Source organism: Plectonema cf. radiosum LEGE 06105, assembly GCF_015207665.1.
Taxonomy (GTDB): Bacteria; Cyanobacteriota; Cyanobacteriia; order Cyanobacteriales; family Nostocaceae; genus Rivularia; species Rivularia radiosa_A.
The window spans coordinates 1-21,324 of sequence record NZ_JADEWL010000082.1 but is presented as its reverse complement, the minus strand read 5'-3'; the positions used below and the strand labels follow the sequence as shown (position 1 = coordinate 21,324).

7 protein-coding genes are annotated in these 21,324 nt (G+C 39.2%); 3 read left to right on the top strand and 4 right to left on the bottom strand.

Features of this window, described 5'->3' with window-relative positions; all coding sequences use genetic code 11:
* Positions 1 to 400: 400 nt before the first annotated feature.
* Complete coding sequence (locus IQ247_RS32720) at positions 401 to 2,554, bottom strand: calcium-binding protein (protein WP_228059916.1); 2,154 nt, start codon at positions 2,552 to 2,554, stop codon at positions 401 to 403.
* 444 nt (positions 2,555 to 2,998) lie between these two features.
* Entirely contained in the window at positions 2,999 to 3,271 is a 273-nt protein-coding gene (locus tag IQ247_RS20670) for a hypothetical protein (protein ID WP_193923003.1), read from the bottom strand.
* Between the two features lie 726 nt (positions 3,272 to 3,997).
* On the opposite strand from IQ247_RS20670, the gene IQ247_RS33785 reads away from it, so the two are divergent.
* Positions 3,998 to 4,582 (top strand): hypothetical protein, encoded by a 585-nt coding sequence (locus IQ247_RS33785; protein WP_511023008.1) that lies wholly within the window; start codon positions 3,998 to 4,000, stop codon positions 4,580 to 4,582.
* A gap of 1,092 nt (positions 4,583 to 5,674) precedes the next feature.
* On the opposite strand, the gene IQ247_RS20660 is transcribed toward IQ247_RS33785, so the two are convergent.
* Both IQ247_RS20660 and IQ247_RS20655 read right to left on the bottom strand, forming a co-directional pair.
* Positions 5,675 to 6,979, bottom strand: a complete 1,305-nt coding sequence (locus tag IQ247_RS20660; protein ID WP_193923001.1) for an MFS transporter — start codon at positions 6,977 to 6,979, stop codon at positions 5,675 to 5,677.
* Between the two features lie 153 nt (positions 6,980 to 7,132).
* Complete coding sequence (locus IQ247_RS20655; protein ID WP_228059915.1) at positions 7,133 to 9,757, bottom strand: TonB-dependent siderophore receptor; 2,625 nt, start codon at positions 9,755 to 9,757, stop codon at positions 7,133 to 7,135.
* An 868-nt stretch (positions 9,758 to 10,625) separates the two neighbouring features.
* On the opposite strand from IQ247_RS20655, the gene IQ247_RS20650 reads away from it, so the two are divergent.
* A complete protein-coding gene (locus tag IQ247_RS20650) occupies positions 10,626 to 14,576 on the top strand; it encodes an AMP-binding protein (protein WP_228059914.1) in 3,951 nt (1,316 codons plus the stop codon).
* On the top strand, positions 14,573 to 21,324 hold a 6,752-nt coding region (locus tag IQ247_RS32715), incomplete at its 3' end, for a type I polyketide synthase (protein ID WP_228059913.1). The genes IQ247_RS20650 and IQ247_RS32715, both read left to right, overlap by 4 nt.

The window sequence follows — 21,324 nt, the reverse complement described above, 5'->3', positions numbered from 1 at the left end:
AATTCAAAGCGGCAAATAATTCAGTCGAAATTTGAGTATAATAAATTACCTTAAAATATATAATGGTAAATTAAATTTTTAACCCAAATTTTTATCACCGTCTAAGCTAATAGGTGATTATGCCGATTATTGCTAATTAATCTCATTGTGTTGTTTACGTAAATTTTACTATAAATATCAGTTGGTGTAAGTAGTTTTTTTATAAAGTTTTCGTTAAGCAGTCACATTCAGTGCGTGCAAATTTTGCACCCATTACTCAACCAAAGCCGATTCATCACGATACATAAATGTAGAGACGTTGCAATGCAACGTCTCCGGGTATTTAGCGATTTAGATCAAAGATTATCGTAATAGTGCAATAACCCTTGTCCTGCAAAAAATATTACAGCATCTAAGTTACCTAAACAAAAGCAAAATTATCCGCACTCAAACTATCAGCACCAATACCTTGCAATATCGCTAAATCGGAACCATTCACAGCAATCAAGGTGTTATCATCCTGCCCAGTAATGCTTAAATCATCAAAGCCAATACCCAAACCAGCAATACCAAGGACATCTTCACCTAAAGTAAAGTCAGTAATAATATTCGCAGCTTGGGGAATTTCTGCTGTGGCAATCCAGAATTGGTTTTCACCTGCTCCACCAGTAATGATATTATCACCACCAGAGAGTGCAAAGAATTTGTCGTCACCTTCTCCACCGATAATTCGGTCTGCGCTTCCTAATATTACAGTATCGTTACCGCTACCGCCGTAAATCCGGTTACTACCCGTACTGCTTATTGAAGCGTCGATTAAATCGTCGGAACTACCGGCAAAAATCAACCCATTACTACCTTCTACTTCGATAATATCTGAAGAAATAGTTCCGAATGTGGGAGAAGTGGGTGTTGTAGCAACAGCATCGCTGATATTGAGAGTAACTGCACCCCGATCGGAATCAACTTGATAAGCTTCCCCATCAATCACCTCAAAGGTAAATGATTCGGAAGCGTCGTCTTCATCTACACCATCATCAAGTATAGGTACGGTAATAGTAGCAGTGGGTTCGGTGATGGTAACAAATATTCCACTATCTCCGTCGGCAGGTCTGGGAAACTCGCTAATTCCTGTATACTCAATCTGAGCCACATCAAATTCAGTTAGTGACCTAAGTTGATTTGCTACACTATTGGTATCATTAACTAAAACAGTAACTCCTTCTGCTGGAATTTCTCCATCAACGTTAAGGGTTAAAGTAATCGTATCTCCTTCAACCACGTCGCTGTTATCTAAAGTTAATCCGATAGTTGGTCCTGCTGGTTGGGTTTCATCAACCACGTTTAAAGTGACGCTGCTAGCATCGGGATCGACTTCGTATTCTTCTCCATTAACAATCGTAAACGGAAGTTCTAAAGGTTCTTCTGCAAGAATATCGTCAAATACTGAAGTCGTAATTGATGCTGTGGGTTCGGTAATGGTGACAAAGAAACTACTACCACCTGCATCCCCAACTTCAGGTAATCCCTCAATTCCGTTTAATTGTAAATTACTTAGATCGGATAAATCAAACTGTCCCAAAGCTCCAGGGACAGAACTTTGAACTAAAACTTGTACCCCCGAATCCGGAATTTCTCCATCTACATTAAAGCTAATGGTTAATTCGTCACCTTCTACTAAATCGGTTGCACTAGCAGAGATGCCGATATTTGGACCAACTCCAGGTCCTCCATTATCATCAGTAATAGTAAATAAGGTTGAGTTTTGATCGGGATCGACTGTATATCCTTCTCCTGGTGCGAGTTGGAAATCAAAAGGTTGAGTACCTTCTTCAATGATGTCGTTGAGAATATACAGTTTAAAAGAAGCTTCTGGTTCAAACAGCGTTATGCCTAATCTACCTGTCTCTTCGTCAAAAGTAGTAATCTCGGAATTAACGAATTCAGGTGCGGGAGAAGCTGCGAACTGTTCTGTAAAGAAAATGACATCGTTTTCTCCCAAAGTATCAAAATTAACTAAAAGACCTTCTTCGGGAAAATCTCCGGTAACAGTCCATTTCCACTCAACTAAGTTGTTTTCAGCTTCTTCGGATATGGTAGTAGGGACTGTTTCAAAGCTGACTACTGGTAGTTCTCCTGTTGGTGGTTCAGGTTCTACTGGAACTTCTGGATTTTCTGTTGGTGGTTCAGGTTCCGTACCATCCGAATCTTGAAGCGATAAAGTTACAGAACCGGAACTGGGATCAACTGTATATCCTTCACCAGGTAAAACACTAAAAGTTAAATCTTGAGCATCATCAACAGCATCATCAAAAATCGGTACAGTTATACTTGCTGGCGATGCGTTAAGTAGAAAGTCGAAACCACTGGTATCATCATTAACTCTTACGAACCGCCCATTCTCAAATTGGGCTGCGAATACATCTAATTGACCCAGAGCATTTTCAGTTGGACTATCAATAGTGACAGTTAAACCACCTTCGGGTATTGGTTCACTGGAAGTCAACGTAATTGTTACCGCAGTTCCTTCTTCTTCGATCAGAACTGTCGGATTCGCACTTATTGAAATTGCCATAATTTATTTCCTAATTTAGGTATGTTTTTACACCCTAATTGCGTTTTATAGAGAAAGTTGTAAGACCAGAGAAATGGTTATGTAAAACCAAGATGCCAAAAGCTTTCGTAGTTAGCCCAAATTAATGCACCCTTAAGTCGAACACAGTTTACTACTCTATTTCGTCTAACTTATTGAGAAATAATCTCAATATTTTTACTTACGTAGATTTTACTATAAATTTGACTTTATAAAAGTAGCTTTTAATGAAGATTTTGTGAAGCAAGCGATTGTTCTAATAAAAAAAGGTGCATTGAGCTATAAAGCAACAACGCACCCTATTGTTGATGTGGAATAAAAAACGGTAAGAAAAACCGGGTTTTTAGGAATTCCTTTAGAAACCCAGTTTTTTAATCACAAGGAATTAATCCTTGCCAAAGGCGATCGCCTTTTAGGAGAAATACTTTAAGCAAAGGTAAAATTATCTGCACTCAAGCTATTAGCAGCAATACCTTGTAATATCGCTAAATCGGAACCATTAGCAGCAATCAAGGTGTTATTATCCTGCTGGGTAATGCTCAAATCATCAAAGCCAATACCCAAGCCAGCAATACCAAGCACATCTTCACCACTGGTAAAGTCAGTTATGATATTGGCGGAGTTTGGAATTTCAGCGGTAGCAATCCAGAATTGATCTGCACCTGCTCCACCATTGAGAATATTATCACCACCAGTCATGGCAAAGAACTTGTCGTCACCTTCACCACCGAAAGTGTAATTAATTCTGTCCGACTACTTAATTTATTTAACAAAAAGGTGCATTGAGCCTTATCAAAGGCAACAATGCACCCTATTTTTAATATGGAGTACAAAATTTTAATCATTAGTTCCCAACCCGGAGGCTGGGAACTAGTCTGTGTCCCCGAAGGGTAATATCATATCTCTACATTTTAACGATCGCAGTTTCTAGCCCTTTGGGCATTGCCAAAGGCGATCGTTAAACGAGAAATACTTTAAGCAAAGGTAAAATTATCTGCACTCAAGCTATCAGCAGCAATATTCTGTAATATTGCTAAATCTGAACCGTTAACAGCAATCAAAGTATTATTATCCTGCCCAGTGATGCTTAAATCATCGAAGCCAATACCTAATCCAGCAATACCAAGAATATCTTCACCAATAGTAAAGTCAGTTATGATATTCGCGGAGTCGGGAATTTCAGCAGTAGCAATCCAGAATTGGTCTGCACCAGCACCACCATGTATGATGTTATCCCCACCGCTTGTTACAAAGAACTTGTCGTCACCTTCACCACCGGAATAGTGGTCATCACTTCCAAGTATGAAAGTATCGTCACCGCTACCACCATAGATCCGGTTTCCACCTTCGCTACTGATTGAAGCGTCGATTAGGTCATTGGAATCACCACCGAAAACTAGTTGGTTGCTACCTTCTACTTCGATAATGTCTAGTTCAACGCTTCCGAATACTGGTGTCAGTTGGTCATCTGTATCCCCTTCTCCCGGTTCAGGTAATTCCGGTTCGGGTTCTGGTTCCGGCTCAGGTAGAGGTTCGGGTGTTGGTTCCGGCTCAGGTAGAGGTTCGGGTGTTGGCTCCGGCTCAGGTAGAGGTTCGGGTGTTGGTTCCGGCTCAGGTAGAGGTTCGGGTGTTGGTTCCGGCTCAGGTAGAGGTTCGGGTGTTGGTTCCGGCTCAGGTAGAGGTTCGGGTGTTGGTTCCGGCTCAGGTAGAGGTTCGGGTGTTGGTTCTGGCTCAGGTTCTGGTGTTGGTTCTGGCTCAGGTTCTGGTGTTGGTTCTGGCTCAGGTTCCGGCTCAGGTTCTGGCTCAGGTTCCGGCTCAGGTTCTGGCTCAGGTTCCGGCTCAGGTTCCGGCTCAGGTTCCGGCTCAGGTTCTGGCTCAGGTTCCGGCTCAGGTTCTGGCTCAGGTTCTGGTGTTGGTTCCGGCTCAGGTTCCGGCTCAGGTTCTGGCTCAGGTTCTGGTGTTGGTTCTGGTGTTGGTTCGGGTTCTGGCTCGGCACCATCCGAGTCTTGAAGTGATAAAGTTATAGAACCAGCACCGGGATCAACTGTATATCCCTCACCAGGTAAAACACTAAAAGTTAAATCTTGAGCGTCATCAACAGCATCATCAAAAATTGGTACAGTTATACTTGCTGGCGATGCGTTAATTAGAAAGTCAAAACCGCTGGTATCATCATTAACTCTTACGAACCGCCCATTCTGGAATTGGGCAGCAAAAACATCTAATTGACCCAGAGCATTTTCAGTCGGACTATCAATAGTAACAGTTAAACCACCTTCCGGAATTGGTTCGCTGGAAGTCAGCGTAATTGTTACCTCAGTTAATTCTTCTTCGATGAGGACTGTAGGACTTGCACTGATGCTAATTGTCATAAATTCTGGCCTAAAATTAGGTAAATAACTTTGAAATCAATGAATGCTTAGAATCTGCAAGCATTGCTTAACGAGACTTAAACAAAACTCCCATGTGTTGATTAATTGATGTGTATCCTAATAAAATACGATTCAAGGCAGCCGTATTCTTATTTGACGAAACATTTGAACGCACACAATATCAACTGAATATGTTAACTCTCATGAAGTACATACATAGTGATTAACTTCCTTACAAAAGATAACAGAATTTCAGTTAAGTCTACGTTAATTCCGAGGTAGATGATTATGGATTAAGTATTAAACTTAACTCTTTTTTGGGAACCCATCCATAGTTAAAGCTTACTTTGTTTCCTCCAACATCTTCCTCACGATAGAGTTAGTAATTACCCATCAATTTTAGATTTTCTTGACTAAGTTTATAAATATATTGAGAATAAATCTCAATATACTTTCCAGCAAGACTACTTTATTGTAATTTTAAAATTTGTCACGCAGTTAATATGCTGATGAAGTTTGTATGAAGAGATTTGAGATAACAGTATATTTCTTGTGAAATTTTCTTGGAAGAGAGAAAAATATTACTTGGGTTTTTAGCAAAATTTCTTGTCGAACGGGTATTTATGCAAAAAATATGCAAAAAAGCCGACTTCTTTAGAGTAAATCAAAATTATACACCTACTTGTGCAAAATTTGCACAATAAGTTATTTATTATAATTATTCTTATAATTATTTGGGTTCGGTATCACAATCGGGTAGAAGCTGTTCAACATGACGTAAAGTAGGGAAAAAGTAACCGCCGATACCAACCATTAACATTAAAAAAGAGGCGATCGCGTAAATTACCGAAATCCCAGCCCCGTCACCAGTACCGAATATAGAACCAAGTATCGGGGCTAAACTGCCATCGGGTTGCATTGCTGGTTCAAATACTTTATCTGCTAGGGGGCCAGCGATTAATGGAGCTGTCAAAGAAATCACTACCCCAATAGACTGGTCTGCGGCTAAAACCCTTCCTTGTAAACTAGAAGGGACTTTTGCATACCAAATCGCATTGCTTGAACTGTAAAACAAAGGGGTATGCATGGTGGAAAGAAACATTGATGACATCCAAACCCAGGGTATTTGCGTAAAAGCTAGAAAAGCTCTAAAGAAGCCAGCACCAATAAAACCAATTAACATACCATGAATTTTACGTTTGAAACCACCCCAAGTACTTAGCAACAATGCTCCAACAATACCCCCTAAACCAGCAGCAGTGGTTACATTTCCTAAAATTTGGGAATCACCATTCGTTCGCGCCAGAATTAAGGGATTATACAATACTTTACCGATATCGTTAGGTAAAGCAAATAAAGTAAAGGCGATCGCCATTGCTAGTAAAGGTGGTTTGGCAAAGATATAGCGGAAACCGAAAGTTAGCTTTTGCCAAATATTTTCTTGAATAGGATTTTCATTACTTGATTGTTCGAGTGGAGGTTGGGGAATATGAGAAATGAGTAAAGTCATTAAACCAGCAGCGAAAGTTGTAATATCTATAGCGATGATTCCACCTAAACCAATTATCGGGTAAAGACCACCAGCCAAAGCCGGGGAAATAATTGCTGAAGCATAATTAACAGCAGCACTCATACTACCGGCGCGGGTATACTGTTCTTTAGGTACAATTAAAGCAATCGAAGCAGAATAAGCTAAAGTTTGAATTTGTCCGAAACCACCATAAATTCCGACTACACAGTAAAGATGCCAAACTTCTAATCGATTAGTAAAATGTAGCAATCCGACAGTGAGAGTACATAAAAAAGCCACAATATCACCAAGCAGCATTAGCTGTTTGCGATTAAAACGGTCTACAATAATTCCAGAAAATGGAGTTATCAACAAGCGCGGTAATTGAACAAAAAAACTGACCAAAGTTAGAGCAGTAGCCGAACCTGTAACTTGCCAAACCCAGATTGTCAGTGCAAATACGGTCATATAGCTGCCGATGGTGGATACTATTTGACCGAGCCAGATGATGATGAAGGTACGCATTTTGGAATGGGTAATGGGGGATGGGTAATGGGTAATGGGTAATGGGGGAAATCATTAATAATGAGGGAGTTTTGACGAACACGCTACGCGCTTCACTTTCAACTCTTAATTTCTATTACCAATTACCAATTACCCATTACCAATTACCAATTTTTAAAATTCTAGTGATATTTTCCCAAAAACTGCGAAGGGAGCGCCTGGTATTACACGCAAATCGTTACGCGCTCCTTCGTAATAGTTTACGTCAAATAAGTTTTGAAAATTCAATGAAGCCCCAAAGTTATTACGTCTGTAAAATATAGAAGCATCTGTTCGCAGGTAACTGGGAAGACTAAAGCTGTTTAACAAGTCTCCTTCACGTTTTCCGACGTAATATAACCCTAAACCGAAACCCAACCCTTGTAAGCTCCCGGATTGAATTTGATAAGTAGTCCACAAGCTAGCACCGTGTTTGGGAACGTTACGCAGGGAGTTCCCTTCGGGCAAAACATCGTCTTCAGAAATTATGGCATCTGTATAAGCATAACTACTTAAAAGGTTCCATCCCGGTAGAATTTCACCGGCTATGGTGACTTCAACTCCTTGGCTGCGCTGTTTTCCTGTTTGCTGGGAACCTACCTGACCTATTGCTGATTCTTCGATGACGTTTGTTCGTTCTAAATGAAATAGTGCGAGTGTAGTTGAAAGTCTATCATTTAATAAATCGGCTTTGACACCTATTTCATACTGCGTACCTCTTTCTGGCTCGAATGGTTCGCCAGTTATAAAGTCATTGGTTTCAACGTCAAGTGAAGTTTCTCGTCCAATTATAGGTTTAAATGACCGGGTATAGCTACCATAAAAGGATATATTTTCTGCTGGTTTATAAACAACACCCGCACGAGGGCTAAAAGCTTCATCTGTACGGTCAAAACTTTGCCTTAAGTCGAAACGGTCTTCATAAGTTTGGTCGGCTATGTCAAAACGTCCACCTAATACTACAATCCATTGCTCTGATAGTGAAATTTGGTCTTGCAGATAAAAACCGATAGAATTTGTTGTCGTTTTGCTCTCTTCGGAAAGGCCTGGAATACTGTTCACACTTTCGGGTGAATATTGGGGATCGAAAATATTGATCGCGCTTATTCCGAAAATATTGAGATCGAGTTTGTCTTCAAATGTATCTCGCGATAATTCTACACCAAAGAGCAGTTCGTGTTTTATATTCCCCGTGGCAAATTTTCCAGATAAACTAGTGTTGAGATTGAGGCTGCTTAATTCATTGGGGTTTTCTACAAAAATCCGATCCAAGGTGCGATTATCACCTCTAAGTCCCCTTGGCAAAATAAAACTACTTTCTGGAACATCTACTTCAGAAACTAGCAGTTCGTTAGCAAATGTTAAATTATCGCTAAATTCGTGTTTGAATCGATAACCCCAGCGAGTTGCTCTACTTTCATTTCTACTCAGCGATGGTTCTCCTAAGTTGACACTAGAATCAACTTCACCTTCGGGGTTATCTAATACTGTTCCTAATGCTGGTAATTCTGGCGCACTTCCGGTAGTGTTGTATGTAAGATGTTCTAATTCTGCAATTAACTGAGTGCGATCGCTATTAATTAGTTTAAGAACTGGAGAAACAAAAAATGTCCGTCTTTCCTCAAAGTCTCTAAAACTATCAGACCACTGATAAGAACTTGTTAAACGATATGCAGGAGAATCGGTTCTATTACCCAAAGGTCCGGTAAAATCAATTGACGGACGATGCAAATTGAATTGACCGACTTGATAATCAAATTTATATGAAGGTTCATTTAATGGTACTTTTGTAATTATATTTACAGTTCCACCCAAGTCACCTTGCCCAAATAAAACTGAAGCTGGTCCTTTAAGGATTTCAAATCGTTCTACATTGGTGATTTCTGCAAGTGTTCCTAAAGTTGTATCTCGTAGTCCATTTCTTAAAGTATTTTCACTTTCAAATCCGCGAATCACCGGGGTGATTGAGGGAGCATCTGATGCAACACGACCTGTTGTGACTCCAGCACTATTACGTAATGCTTCTCCTAAGTTGGTAGTTCCTTGTTCTTCGAGAACTTGTTCGGGAATCGCTTGAATTGACTGAGGTATGTTGATAACTGGAGTATCTGTTCTCGTTCCCACGGAAGATTCGATAATCCGATATCTTTGGGGTGTTGCGCTACCCGTAACTACAAGTTCAATTACATCATCTGATTGTTGCGGTTGTTCAGGTTTTTGTTGGGGTTGTTGTGGTGTTTGAGCATTTGTACCCTCGACTGGGGAAACTCCCAGAATAAATTCCTCTCCTTGGGTTCTGGGAACTGTTGCTGTCGGTGGTGCATCTTGTCCGGTTATTTCAATTCGGATTCCGTTACCATTGATATTACTCACCCTTACCAATGCAATTCCTGTGAGGGGATTAGCTAACTGAAATTCTTCTCTTTGAGGTAATTCTAATACTGCATTCGGGATATCAGTAACAATTGTATTACCTACTACAGTAGTGCTGGCAGGCTTTAATAACTGCGGATTTAGGGTTTTGAGAACTACTTCTAATCCCACGTCCGTTTCGTAGAGTTCCACAGCAGTAACTTTGATTCGATTATTCGTTGGAGTCGATTGAGCAATCAAGGAAGAATTCACAACTGAGTTTGATGTTGCTTGTGTTTCCTTTGCCAATCCAGGAGCAACAGCTAGCACTATACTAACTATGCTGATAAGCCATACTTGGATCATAAATAACTGCTGCTTCACGGCAATATCCTCAAAAGATGACATTTAGTCTACAAAATTTTGGTCAGTCTAATAATCTACATCAGCAAGTCGTCAATAATCAATTTCACACCCTCAGACAGATCAAACTCAGTATTTAAAATAAAAATAGTCAAAAAAGATACTCAAAAAAGTTAGTGAATCGCTAATTTTACACCTTAAGATAGATAAAATTATAGCAATCCGAATTGAGATGTGAGAAAATACTTAGATTCAAACTTGGGAATAGAAGTCAAATTTGACTCATACCTGGCGACTGGAAGTCGCAGCTACATAAACAAAACCCGCCTGCGCGGGTTATTTAATTAAGTCCACGCAGGTGGACTTCGTTTGTGTAGTAGCGGTTTTAACCGCTAGATTATATATAAATTTCTTACAAATCATTTAGGATTGCTATATACGACTTTTTGCTTATTTTTACTTGTCTTTTGGTCATAGATGACCCTAATCTTACAACCCTTTTTTGCTACATCCTATAATAACTAAGATCAACTTTTCAAGAAAAATCAATCTTAAAAAGCTTATTAACAATAGTTGCACAAAAAGGTCATTAGCAGATATATTTAGTTATACTAAATAAAGAATTACTAGGCTCAGTGTCAAAAAGTATTATTTTGTCATTAAGTCAAAGGTATTTACTCCTAATAAATACTTACAGGCTGACTTTTTGATGATTTTTCAAATCAGGCAAGCTCAGCAATTAACACTTTAGTTAAAAGTAATATTACGTTTGTATGAAAGTTTACGTGTTATTATTATCAAATAATGTATTATAGAAATTTAGTCGGGAAAAAAACTATCAAATTTTATTGATAATTATTTTTATTAAGTAAAATTAAAAATCGAAGCTGAGCGATTTTCAAGCATTGCAATTATGTCTATAAATTTACCGTCATTTTCTACAGTTGTTGATTTGATGCAGTACCGCTCGCATCATCAACCTCTTCTACAAGGCTATATTTTTCTGACAGATGGTGAAAGTCAGGAAAATTCGCTTAACTATAGAGAACTTGATACAAAAGCGAAGGTAATTGCAGCTTATCTCCAGAGTTTGAATTTGATTGGAGAGCGAGCATTATTATTGTATCCGCCTTCTTTAGAATTTATTGCCGCTTTTTTGGGATGTTTGTATGCGGGTGTTATAGCAGTTCCCGCTTATCCACCAAGGAAAGGACAGAGTTTACTTAGACTAAAATCGATCGCAGCAGATTCACAAGCTTTGATTGTGCTAACGGTTGAGTCTTTGTTAGATGTGATCGAATCCCAGCAGACTATCAATTTACCAGACATCAAATACGCGATCGCAACTGACAGCTTACCTGAAAATTTAGCAGCAGATTGGCAAAAGCCTGAAATTAACAGCGAGACTTTGGCTTTCTTACAATATACATCTGGTTCAACCGGAAATCCCAAGGGTGTGATGGTAAGTCATGGTAATTTGCTGCATAACGAACAAATCATCAAGCAAGGATTTGGACATACCAAGGATACTACGGTTGTCGGTTGGTTGCCTTTTTATCATGATATGGGACTGATAGGGAATGTATTGCAACCACTTTATTTAGGAATTTGCTCTATTTTAATGCCGCCTGTAACCTTTCTCCAGAAACCTATCCGTTGGTTACAAGCAATTTCTAATTACAAGGCTACAACTAGTGGTGGACCTAATTTTGCCTACGAGATGTGTTTGCAAAAAATTACACCCCAACAGCGAGCTAGTTTAGATTTAAGTTGTTGGGAAGTCGCTTTTTGTGGTGCGGAAACAATTCGGGCTGAGACTTTAGAGAGATTTGCTCAAGTGTTTGCAGAATGTGGTTTTCGTAAGGAAGCGTTCTTACCTTGTTATGGTTTAGCTGAAGCGACGTTATTTGTCAGTGGAAGTAAAAATATAGCAGCACCGAAAGTTATTCATGTTGAAACGAAAGCTTTAGCAGAAAATCGGATTGAAGTATCAAGGGAAAACCTAACCCCTCAGCCCCCTTCGCTACTAGGGAATGGGGAGAATAAAGAAAAATTATCAAATACTGCAATAGTCAGTTGTGGTATTGAAGCGCAAGAAGTTGTGATAGTTAATCCAGATAATTTTAATCCCTGTTCTGAAAATCAAGTCGGAGAGATTTGGGTAAGGGGTGAAAGTATTGCTCAAGGTTATTGGGGAAAAATTCAAGAAACAGCAGAAACTTTTAAGGCGAAGATAGGAGAGGGAGCAGAGGAAGTGGAGGAAAAATCCTATTTACGAACGGGGGATTTAGGCTTTATAAGGGAAGGGGAATTATATATAACTGGAAGAATTAAAGATACGATTATTATTCGAGGTTTAAATTATTATCCCCAGGATATTGAGTTGACGGTAGAACAAAGTCATCCTAGTTTACAGCCGGGATGTGGCGCTGCTTTTGGTGTGGAAATTGCCGAAAGAGCGAAAGAAGAGGGGTTAGTTATAGTTCAGGAAGTGAAGCGAGAAGGTTGGCGGAGTGTTGAGGTTGAGAATGTAATTTCATCAATTATTTCGGCGGTTTCACAGCAGTATCAGCTACAGGTTTATGCCGTAGTATTACTGAAGCCGGGGAGTATTCCGAAGACGACGAGCGGTAAAATTCAGAGGTATGCTTGTCGTGCTGGTTTTGAGAATGGTAGTTTGAATAGGATTGGTGAGTGGTGTTTTGAGGAGGGGAATGAAGAATTAAAAAACCGCAGAGACGCGGAGAGCGCTGAGGGAAGAGGTTTGAGAGAGAGCCGGGTTTGTGCGGATGAGTTGATTGTTTGGTTGAGGGAGTATGCTGGTAATTATATTAATTCGCGTTTGATTGATGAACGTCGTTGTATTCCTCCTCATATTGTGTTGGATTTTGGTAATCGGGGATTATTGGGGATGCAGGTTCCTCGTGAATATGGTGGGTTGGGATTGGGAAATTATGACACGATGCGGGTGTTGCAACAGTTGGGAGCGATTGACACTACTTTATCGCTGTTTGTGGGATTAAATAATATTTTGGGGATTCGTCCGATTTTGCGCTACGGTAGCAAGGCTTTGCAGGATGAATTATTGCCTATTTTAGCGACGGGAAGGGAGTTAGCAGCGTTTGCTATTACTGAACCAGCTGCTGGTTCTAATCCGCAAGCGATAACGTCTCAAGCGATTTCTGATGGTGATGGGTGGAGGTTAAGCGGTACGAAGATTTGGAGTGGCTCTGCTGCTTGGGCTGGAGTTACGAATGTGTTTGTTCAGCATCAGAATAAGGATGGAAGTTGGCAAGGAATTAGTGGCTTTGCGGTGCGAAAAGGTACGGGGATGCGTCAGGGTAAAGAAGCTTTGACAATGGGTATGCGGGGAATGGTACAAAATACCGTTTATCTGGATGATGTGTTGGTGAGTTCAGAGCAAATGTTGGGTGAACCAGGGGCTGGAATGCAGGTAGCGCAAGACGCGATGATGTATGGTAGATTGGCGATCGCCGCTGCTAGTGTGGGAGGTATGAAGCGTTGTACTCAATTAATTTTGCGTTACAGTTCCCGTCGTTGCGTTTCTACAGGGAAGTTATTAGAGAATCCTTTTGTACTCAAGCGTTTGAGTGAAATTACTGCTGCTATCACTGCGACAGAAAATTTAGTTTCTCAAGTTGCTCGACGATTGGATGCAGGAGAAGATATTCCCGTAGAAATATATACTGCTTGTAAAACTGCTGCTCCCGAATTTTATTGGCAAGCTGCTGATAGTTTGGTACAAATATTGGGTGGACGCGGTTATATTGAAACGAATATCGCACCGCAAATTTTACGAGATGCGAGAATTTTACGTATTTTTGAAGGACCTACAGAAACATTAAATATGTTTTTAGGTTCGCGGATATTACATGAAAATGGAATTTTAGCAAATTTTATTAGTAAAAGTTTTCAAGCTCCAGAAATAGCTGAAAAATTACAAACAGCAGCTCGTGAAATTTATGAAAAAACCTCATATCGTCCTAACGGACACCCCTCTCCTTACCAAGGAGAGGAAACCTCATATCGTCCTAACGGACACCCCTCTCCTTACCAAGGAGAGGGGACGGGGGTGAGGTTATCTGCAACTCGTTGGGCTGCAATAGTTACGGGTGAAATCACAACTTTTGCTATACTTTGGGCAGCTTTATATGAAACTCAGATACATTCTGCTTGTGAGTCAGTTGTTCGTGCTATTGAATGGGTAAAATTTAATTTTGAAGAGAAACTCAGACAAGCTCTATCAAATTCCCAACCCACGGTTTTATCTTCTGAAGAAAATACTGAACTAATATCCAGTTACATTGACACCATCGGCGATATTGAACAAACCCTACCCGGAGAAGATTGGGAATTAGACGAATTTTTACGTAAAGAAGTAAGAAGTAAGAAGGAAGAAGTAAGAAGGGAAGAAAACAAAGAAATAAATTCTCCCTCTCCCCTTGTCTCCCCCTCCGCTCCTAACAATACTTCTTCAATCCAAAATTGGTTAGTCAATTGGTTGAGTGGGAAATTAAAATTACCAAATAAAGCCATAGATATAAATAAATCTTTTGCTGACTATGGGATTGATTCTGTGATTGCGGTGGAATTGGCGCAGGATTTACAAGAATGGCTGAATTATCCTCATGCTATTGAAGCCACAATTGCTTGGAATTTTCCCACCATTGAATCATTAAGTAATTATCTTACTCAAACAATACAAGAAGTTCCAACGGAGAATAAACCCGAAGTCGAACTCCCAACAGAAGATTTATCCGAATTTGAATCAATATCTGATGTGGAATTAGCGGAATTACTCGCAGCAGAAATTAATGCAGTTAAGAGGAGGGGAAGCGAATGAGTCAGAATGATGCAAAAATTGATTATCGTTCGCTGCTGCAAGATGCGCTTTTGGAAATGCGATCGCTACGGGGTAAATTGGAAGCAGAAAAACAAGCAAAAACTGAACCAATTGCGATTATTGGGATGGATTGTCGGTTCCCTAGTGGTGCAAATTCTCCAGAAGCATACTGGAAATTACTGCGAGAGGGAGTTGATGCAATTACTGAAGTTCCCCCCGAACGTTGGTTAATTGATACTTACTACGATTCAGATCCGGATGTTCCAGGGAAAATGTATACTCGTTACGGGGGATTTATTGATAACGTTGATAAATTTGACCCCCAATTCTTTGGTATTTCTCCCCGCGAAGCCACACAAATGGACCCGCAACAGCGTTTGTTGTTAGAAGTTAGTTACACAGCCTTGGAACGCGCCGGACAATGCGTGCAAGGGTTAAACGGCAGTCAGACAGGCGTTTTTGTTGGCATCAGCTTCGATGATTATGCTAAATTCAGCCTCAATTCTGGAGATATCAATCGTATTGATGCTTACTCTAGTTTAGGTAATACCCGCAGTATTGCCGTAGGACGTTTATCTTATGCATTCGGTTTACAAGGTCCTACAATGCAGTTAGATACAACTTGTTCATCTTCTTTACTGGCAACTCATTTAGCTTGTCAGAGTCTGCGTAGTGGTGAGTCTAATTTAGCATTATCTGGTGGAGTTAGTTTAATGCTTTCTCCGGAACCAACTATTGGTTTTTGTAAATTAAAAGCATTAGCCCCAGACGGACGTTGTAAAACTTTTGATGCAAATGCTAACGGTTATGTGCGGGGGGAAGGATGCGGGATTATTGTCCTCAAACGGCTTTCGGATGCGATTAGTAATGGAGATAATATTCTTGCTGTAATTCGAGGTTCAGCAGTTAATCATGACGGACAAAGTAATGGTTTAACCGCTCCCAACGGTGCTGCCCAAGAAGCCGTAATTCGACAAGCTCTTACAAACGCTCAAATAAAACCGCATCAAATTCAATATGTAGAAACCCACGGTACGGGTACAAGCTTGGGAGATCCAATCGAAGTTTTAGCATTAAGTAAAGTACTCGGTGAAGGTAGAAGCCAAGATAATCCCCTGATGATTGGTTCTGTAAAAACCAATATGGGGCATTTAGAAGCAGCTGCGGGAGTTGCCAGCATTATTAAAGTAGTTCTCTCCCTACAAAATCAACAAATTCCACCTCACTTACATTTTCAACAACCCAATCCTCATATCCCTTGGTCAAGATTACCAGTTAATGTACCCACCAAGTTGACTCCTTGGAACGTTGAAGATACAACCCGTTTCGCTGGTATCAGTTCCTTCGGAATGAGCGGTACAAATGCTCATGTCATATTAGAACATTTTGTAGAGACGTTATATATAAAGTCTCCTAAAGAACGTCCCTTACATTTACTGACATTATCAGCGAAGACACCACAAGCATTATCAGAACTTGTAAAGAATTACAAAGAATACTTGACAAATAATAGTGATGTTAATTTTGCGGATATTTGTTTTAGTGCGAATATAGGGCGATCGCACTTTTCCCATCGGTATAGTATGATTGCTGAATCTTGTGAGGATGCACTGCAAAAATTGGAGACGTTATATATAACGTCTCTACAAAATGCATCTGTTTTTACAGGGATAATATCTAATAATAAACGTCCCAAAATCGCTTTTTTATTCACTGGAGATAGTAGTGAATATATAAATCTAGGTTTACAGTTATATCAAACTCAACCAATTTTCAAAAAAGCTTTAGATGAATGTAATCAAATCAGCAAACGATTAGTTGATCAAATAGGGAATAAGCAACAAGTAAAAGATACTAGTTTATTCGCAATCCAATACGCTCTATACAAATTATGGACATCTTGGGGAATATATCCCGATGTAGTTACAGGAGATGGAATTGGGGAATATGTTGCAGCTACAGTTGCGGGAGTTTTTAGTTTAGAAGATGCGTGTTTATTAGTAGCAAACCACAGTAAATCTGAATTTGAAAAAGTTGTAAATTCAATTAATTATTGCTTTCCGCAAATAGAAATAATTTCTCAAGTTACTGGTGAATTAATTAACTCAGAAATTGCTAATGCTTCATATTGGTGTGAGAGACTGCAATTAGCAAGTGTAGAGAAAATCATTGAGAACCTTAAACAAAATGATTGTGATATTTGTTTAGAAATCGGAGTAGAATCAGCACAATTATCATCAACAGAAGTATTATGTTTGCCTTCTCTAGGAACAGATGAAAATTATCATAATTGGCAAGTAATGCTATCAAGTTTAGCTCAGATGTATGTGATGGGAGTTAATATTGATTGGGATGGATTTGATCGAGATTATCAAAGAAGTCGCGTTTTATTACCAACTTATCCATTTCAACGTCAGCGCTATTGGATTGAAGTTCTTAAACTTAAACACTATCAACAGATAACTACTGAAAATCTACATCCCTTATTAGGAAAACAAATTGATATTGCTAATTTAGAAACAATTCATTTTGAAAATCAAATAAATCAAGATAATCCTGCTTATTTACAACATCATCAAGTATTTGATACGGTAATTATGCCAGCCGCAGGCTACTTAGAAATGGCATTATCAGCAGCGGGTAAAGTATATCAAATAAATAATTTATTATTGAGCAATGTAGAAATTCATCAAGCTTTAGTTTTAGAAGAAGTTTCGACAACAGTACAATTGATTCTTACACCTATTGATACATCCAAAAATCAAGAATATCAATTTGAAATTTTTAGTTTAGCAACGAAAAAAGCACAAAACATTGAAAACAGTGTAGGTTGGGTTAGCGACAGCGTAACCCAACAATTCAATAACTCACAAACACAAAACCCAACTTGGATATTGCACGCTAGTGGTAAAGTTAATCAAGAGGCAGAGCCTCAACAACTTCATTACCAGGCTGAGCCTGGTAACAAGAATCTTAATTCAATTGACGTAGAAAAGTTTTACCAAAGCTGTCAAAAACAGGGAATTAATTATGGTAAAAATTTTCAAGCAATTAAACAACTTTGGAAGAGTGAAAAAATAGCTTTAGCTGAAATTGTTTTACCTCAAGTTGAATCCATAGCTTATAAATTACATCCCATACTTTTGGATGCTAGTTTACAGGTTGTGGGTTGTGTTTTACCAAATAATCAAACTTATTTACCGATTGGAATCAAAAGTTTTAGATTTTTTGGAAGTACAAGTAATATTGTTTGGAGTTATGTACAATTTGATGATAATCAAAGTAATTCTTCGTTAATTATAGCTGATGTGCAAATATCAGAACCAGATGGACGTTTGGTTGCTCAAATTCAAGGATTGCAATTAAAAGTAGTTGATTCTCAAGCTATTTTGCCCAAAAAGCAGTCTTTTGAAGATTGGCTTTATAGGATTGAATGGCGAGAACAGTCTATTATTGATGGGTTGGGTTGTGAGGATTATTTGTTATCTCCACAAGAGGTTTATGAGCGGGTTATATTTAAACGCAAAGGTACGCAAAGGGATACGCAAAGGGAGGCTGAGGTTTTATATGGGCAGTTTTTGGCTGAGTTGGATGGTTTGAGTGTTGGTTATGTTTTGCAAGCGTTTGATGTTTTGGGTTGGGAGTTTGTTGTTGGTGAATGTTTTTCTATTTCGGAAGTTGAGCGGAGGTTACAAGTTGCTCCTCAACATCAACGTTTGTTAGAGCGTTTGTTGGAGATGTTGGTGGAGGTTGGTGTTTTAGTTAAGGAAAATCAGCAATTACGAGTTTTAGAAAAACTAATAATTTCTCAACCGGAAATTCAATATCGACGATTATTAGAGAAATATCCTTTTGGTGGGAGTGAGTTAAGTTTACTGCATCGTTGTGCTTCGAGTTTGGCTTCGGTGTTACGGGGAGATGTGGATGGGGTGCAGTTGTTGTTTCCGGAGGGGGATTTATCAGCAGCAACTGAACTTTATCAAGATTCTCTTGGTGCAAGGTTGATGAATGGTTTAGTACAGCAAGTGGTTTGTACATCAATTGTTGACAAACCTGATGATAAAGTATTACGAATTCTGGAAATCGGTGCTGGTACTGGGGGAACTACTACATATTTATTACCTCATCTTAATAATAGCGGTATTGAATATACTTTTAGCGATATTTCTCCACTTTTTATCAATAAAGCACGGGAAAAATTTAATCAATATAATTTTGTTAAATATGAATTATTGGATATTGAGCAAGTAGTTGGTGATGAGTTAAATAATTCTTTTGATATTATTATTGCTGCTAATGTTTTACACGCTACTCAAGATATACGACAAACTTTAGGTAATGTAGAAAAATTACTTACTTCTAAGGGATTCTTAGTTTTACTTGAAGGTACTCGTCCTTTACGTTGGCTTGATTTAATTTTTGGTTTAACTGAAGGTTGGTGGAGATTTACAGATACAGATTTACGTCCGGAATATCCTTTGTTATCTGTTAGTAAATGGGAGAAAGTTTTACAAGATTGTGGGTTTGAACAAGCATTATCGATAACTCCAGATTCTGATTTATTGAGTCAGCAAGCTGTGATTATTACCAGGAAAACCTCAAAAACCTCACCCCGTCCTGACGGACACCCCTCTCCTTACCAAGGAGAGGGGCTGGGGGTGAGGTTCCAAGATGGTGATAAACCTTGGTTAATTTTTAGCGATCGCCGTTTTAATATTGGCAAGGAGTTAGCGCAACAGTTACAAAATCAAGGTGATAAATGCATTTTGGTTTATTCGGGTGAAGGGTATGAAAAACACAATGAGCAAGAATTCAGCATTTGTGCGACTAATTCCCAGGATTTTATTAAATTAATTCAAAATCTATCAAATCATCAATCGGTTTTCGGGGGAATTGTACATCTTTGGAGTTTGGATGCAACATCTACAGAAAATCTTAATTCTGAACAACTAGAAATAGACTTAGAAAACTATTGCGGTAGCGCTTTGTATTTGATTCAAGCTTTGTTAAGATCCCCCCAACCCCCCTTAGAAAGGGGGGCTACAAGCAGCAATTCTCAATCCTCGTTATCGAGCGAAGCTATGAGATCCCCCCAACCCCCCTTCTCAAGCAGGGCTAGGGGGAATCTTTTAGTTGATACTCCCATATATTTAGTTACACAGAATGCTCAAGCAATAGGAAACGATACAATATCTGGATTAGCCCAATCTTCATTATGGGGTATCGGTAAAGTAGCAGCTTTAGAAACAGATTTTCGCTTCAAGAATATAGATATAGATTCAACAATATCTGTATCCTTACAAGCACAAGCTTTATTAACTGAATTATTATCTGAAGATACAGAAGAGCAAGTCGCTTTACGGGGTGATAAGCGTTATGTTGCTAGATTAGCTAGATATAAACAAGAAGCTGAAAAACAACCTTTACCTTTACAATTAACCATATGCGAACGTGGAACTTTAGAAAATCTGGAATTTCAACCTGTTGTTAGGAAGAAACCAGCAGAAAATCAAGTTGAAATTCACGTTAGAGCCACAGGAGTCAACTTTCGAGATATTCTCAATGTTTTAGGATTGTACCCCGGTGATGCTGGTGCTTTAGGCTGTGAGTGTGTAGGTGAAATCGTTGCCTTGGGGAATGGAGTTAAGGATTTAAAGATTGGGGATATAGTTATTGCGATCGCAAACAATAGTTTCAGCGAGTATGTCACTGTCAATGCTCTGATGGTGACAATTAAACCACACAACCTGACTATCGAAGCAGCTGCCACCATTGGAGTGAGTTTCGTAACTGCATATTATAGTTTGCATCATCTGGCAAAAATTTCCCCTGGGGACAAGGTACTGATACACTCAGGTGCAGGTGGTGTTGGACAAGCTGCAATTCAAATTGCTCAACAAGCTGGTGCTGAAGTATTTACAACAGCAAGTTTGAATAAATGGGAAGTCTTACAATCAATGGGTGTGAAACATATCTTCAATTCTCGCACTCTTGATTTTGCAGAAGAAATAATTCAGCTTACTCATGGTGAAGGAGTAGATATTATCCTCAATTCTTTATCTGGAGAATTCCTAACTCAAAGTTTATCTATACTCAAAAATAACGGACGATTTATAGAATTAGGTAAAACTCAAGACTGGAATTCTCATCGTGTTTCTACACTAAAACCAGATGCAGCTTATTTCCAAGTTGATTTAGTAAACTTGTGTCAGCAACAACCGGATTTAATTCAAACTATGCTGCGTGAGTTGATGCCCCAATTTGCAGCGAATCAACTCCAACCTTTACCATTAACTGTCTTTCCATTTGAGCAATCCGTTGATGCTTTCCGTTATATGCAGCAAGCCAAGCATATTGGTAAAGTTGTGGTAATGGGCATTGGGTATGGAGATAAAGGGAATGTTACTCCCTTTTCAGTAGAAGATTACGGAGTAAATAACCGCAGAGACGCAGAGAGCGCAGAGAAAAGAAATAAAGAGGTATTGGTAACTTTAGGGCAGGAAGCGAATGATTTATCTTCTTTATCGCGTCGCCCCATCTCCCCATCCTCCCATCTCCAAAAAGATGGTACATATCTAATCACGGGTGGAATCGGTGGATTGGGTTTATTCATTGCAGATTGGTTAGTTAAAGAAGGTGCGAGAAATTTAGTATTAGTCAGTCGGAGTCAACCCGATAATCAAGCTAAACAAAGGATTCAAGCTTTGGAAAACTCTGGCGCTAGAGTAATGGTGGCTCAAGTTGATGT

Coding starts and splice junctions, on each gene's coding strand:
- IQ247_RS32720 (WP_228059916.1), bottom strand. CDS start 2,554: ATGGCAATTTCAATAAGTGCGAATCCGACAGTTCTGATCGAAGAAGAA.
- IQ247_RS20670 (WP_193923003.1), bottom strand. CDS start 3,271: ATGACTGGTGGTGATAATATTCTCAATGGTGGAGCAGGTGCAGATCAA.
- IQ247_RS33785 (WP_511023008.1), top strand. CDS start 3,998: ATGTCTAGTTCAACGCTTCCGAATACTGGTGTCAGTTGGTCATCTGTA.
- IQ247_RS20660 (WP_193923001.1), bottom strand. CDS start 6,979: ATGCGTACCTTCATCATCATCTGGCTCGGTCAAATAGTATCCACCATC.
- IQ247_RS20655 (WP_228059915.1), bottom strand. CDS start 9,757: ATGTCATCTTTTGAGGATATTGCCGTGAAGCAGCAGTTATTTATGATC.
- IQ247_RS20650 (WP_228059914.1), top strand. CDS start 10,626: ATGTCTATAAATTTACCGTCATTTTCTACAGTTGTTGATTTGATGCAG.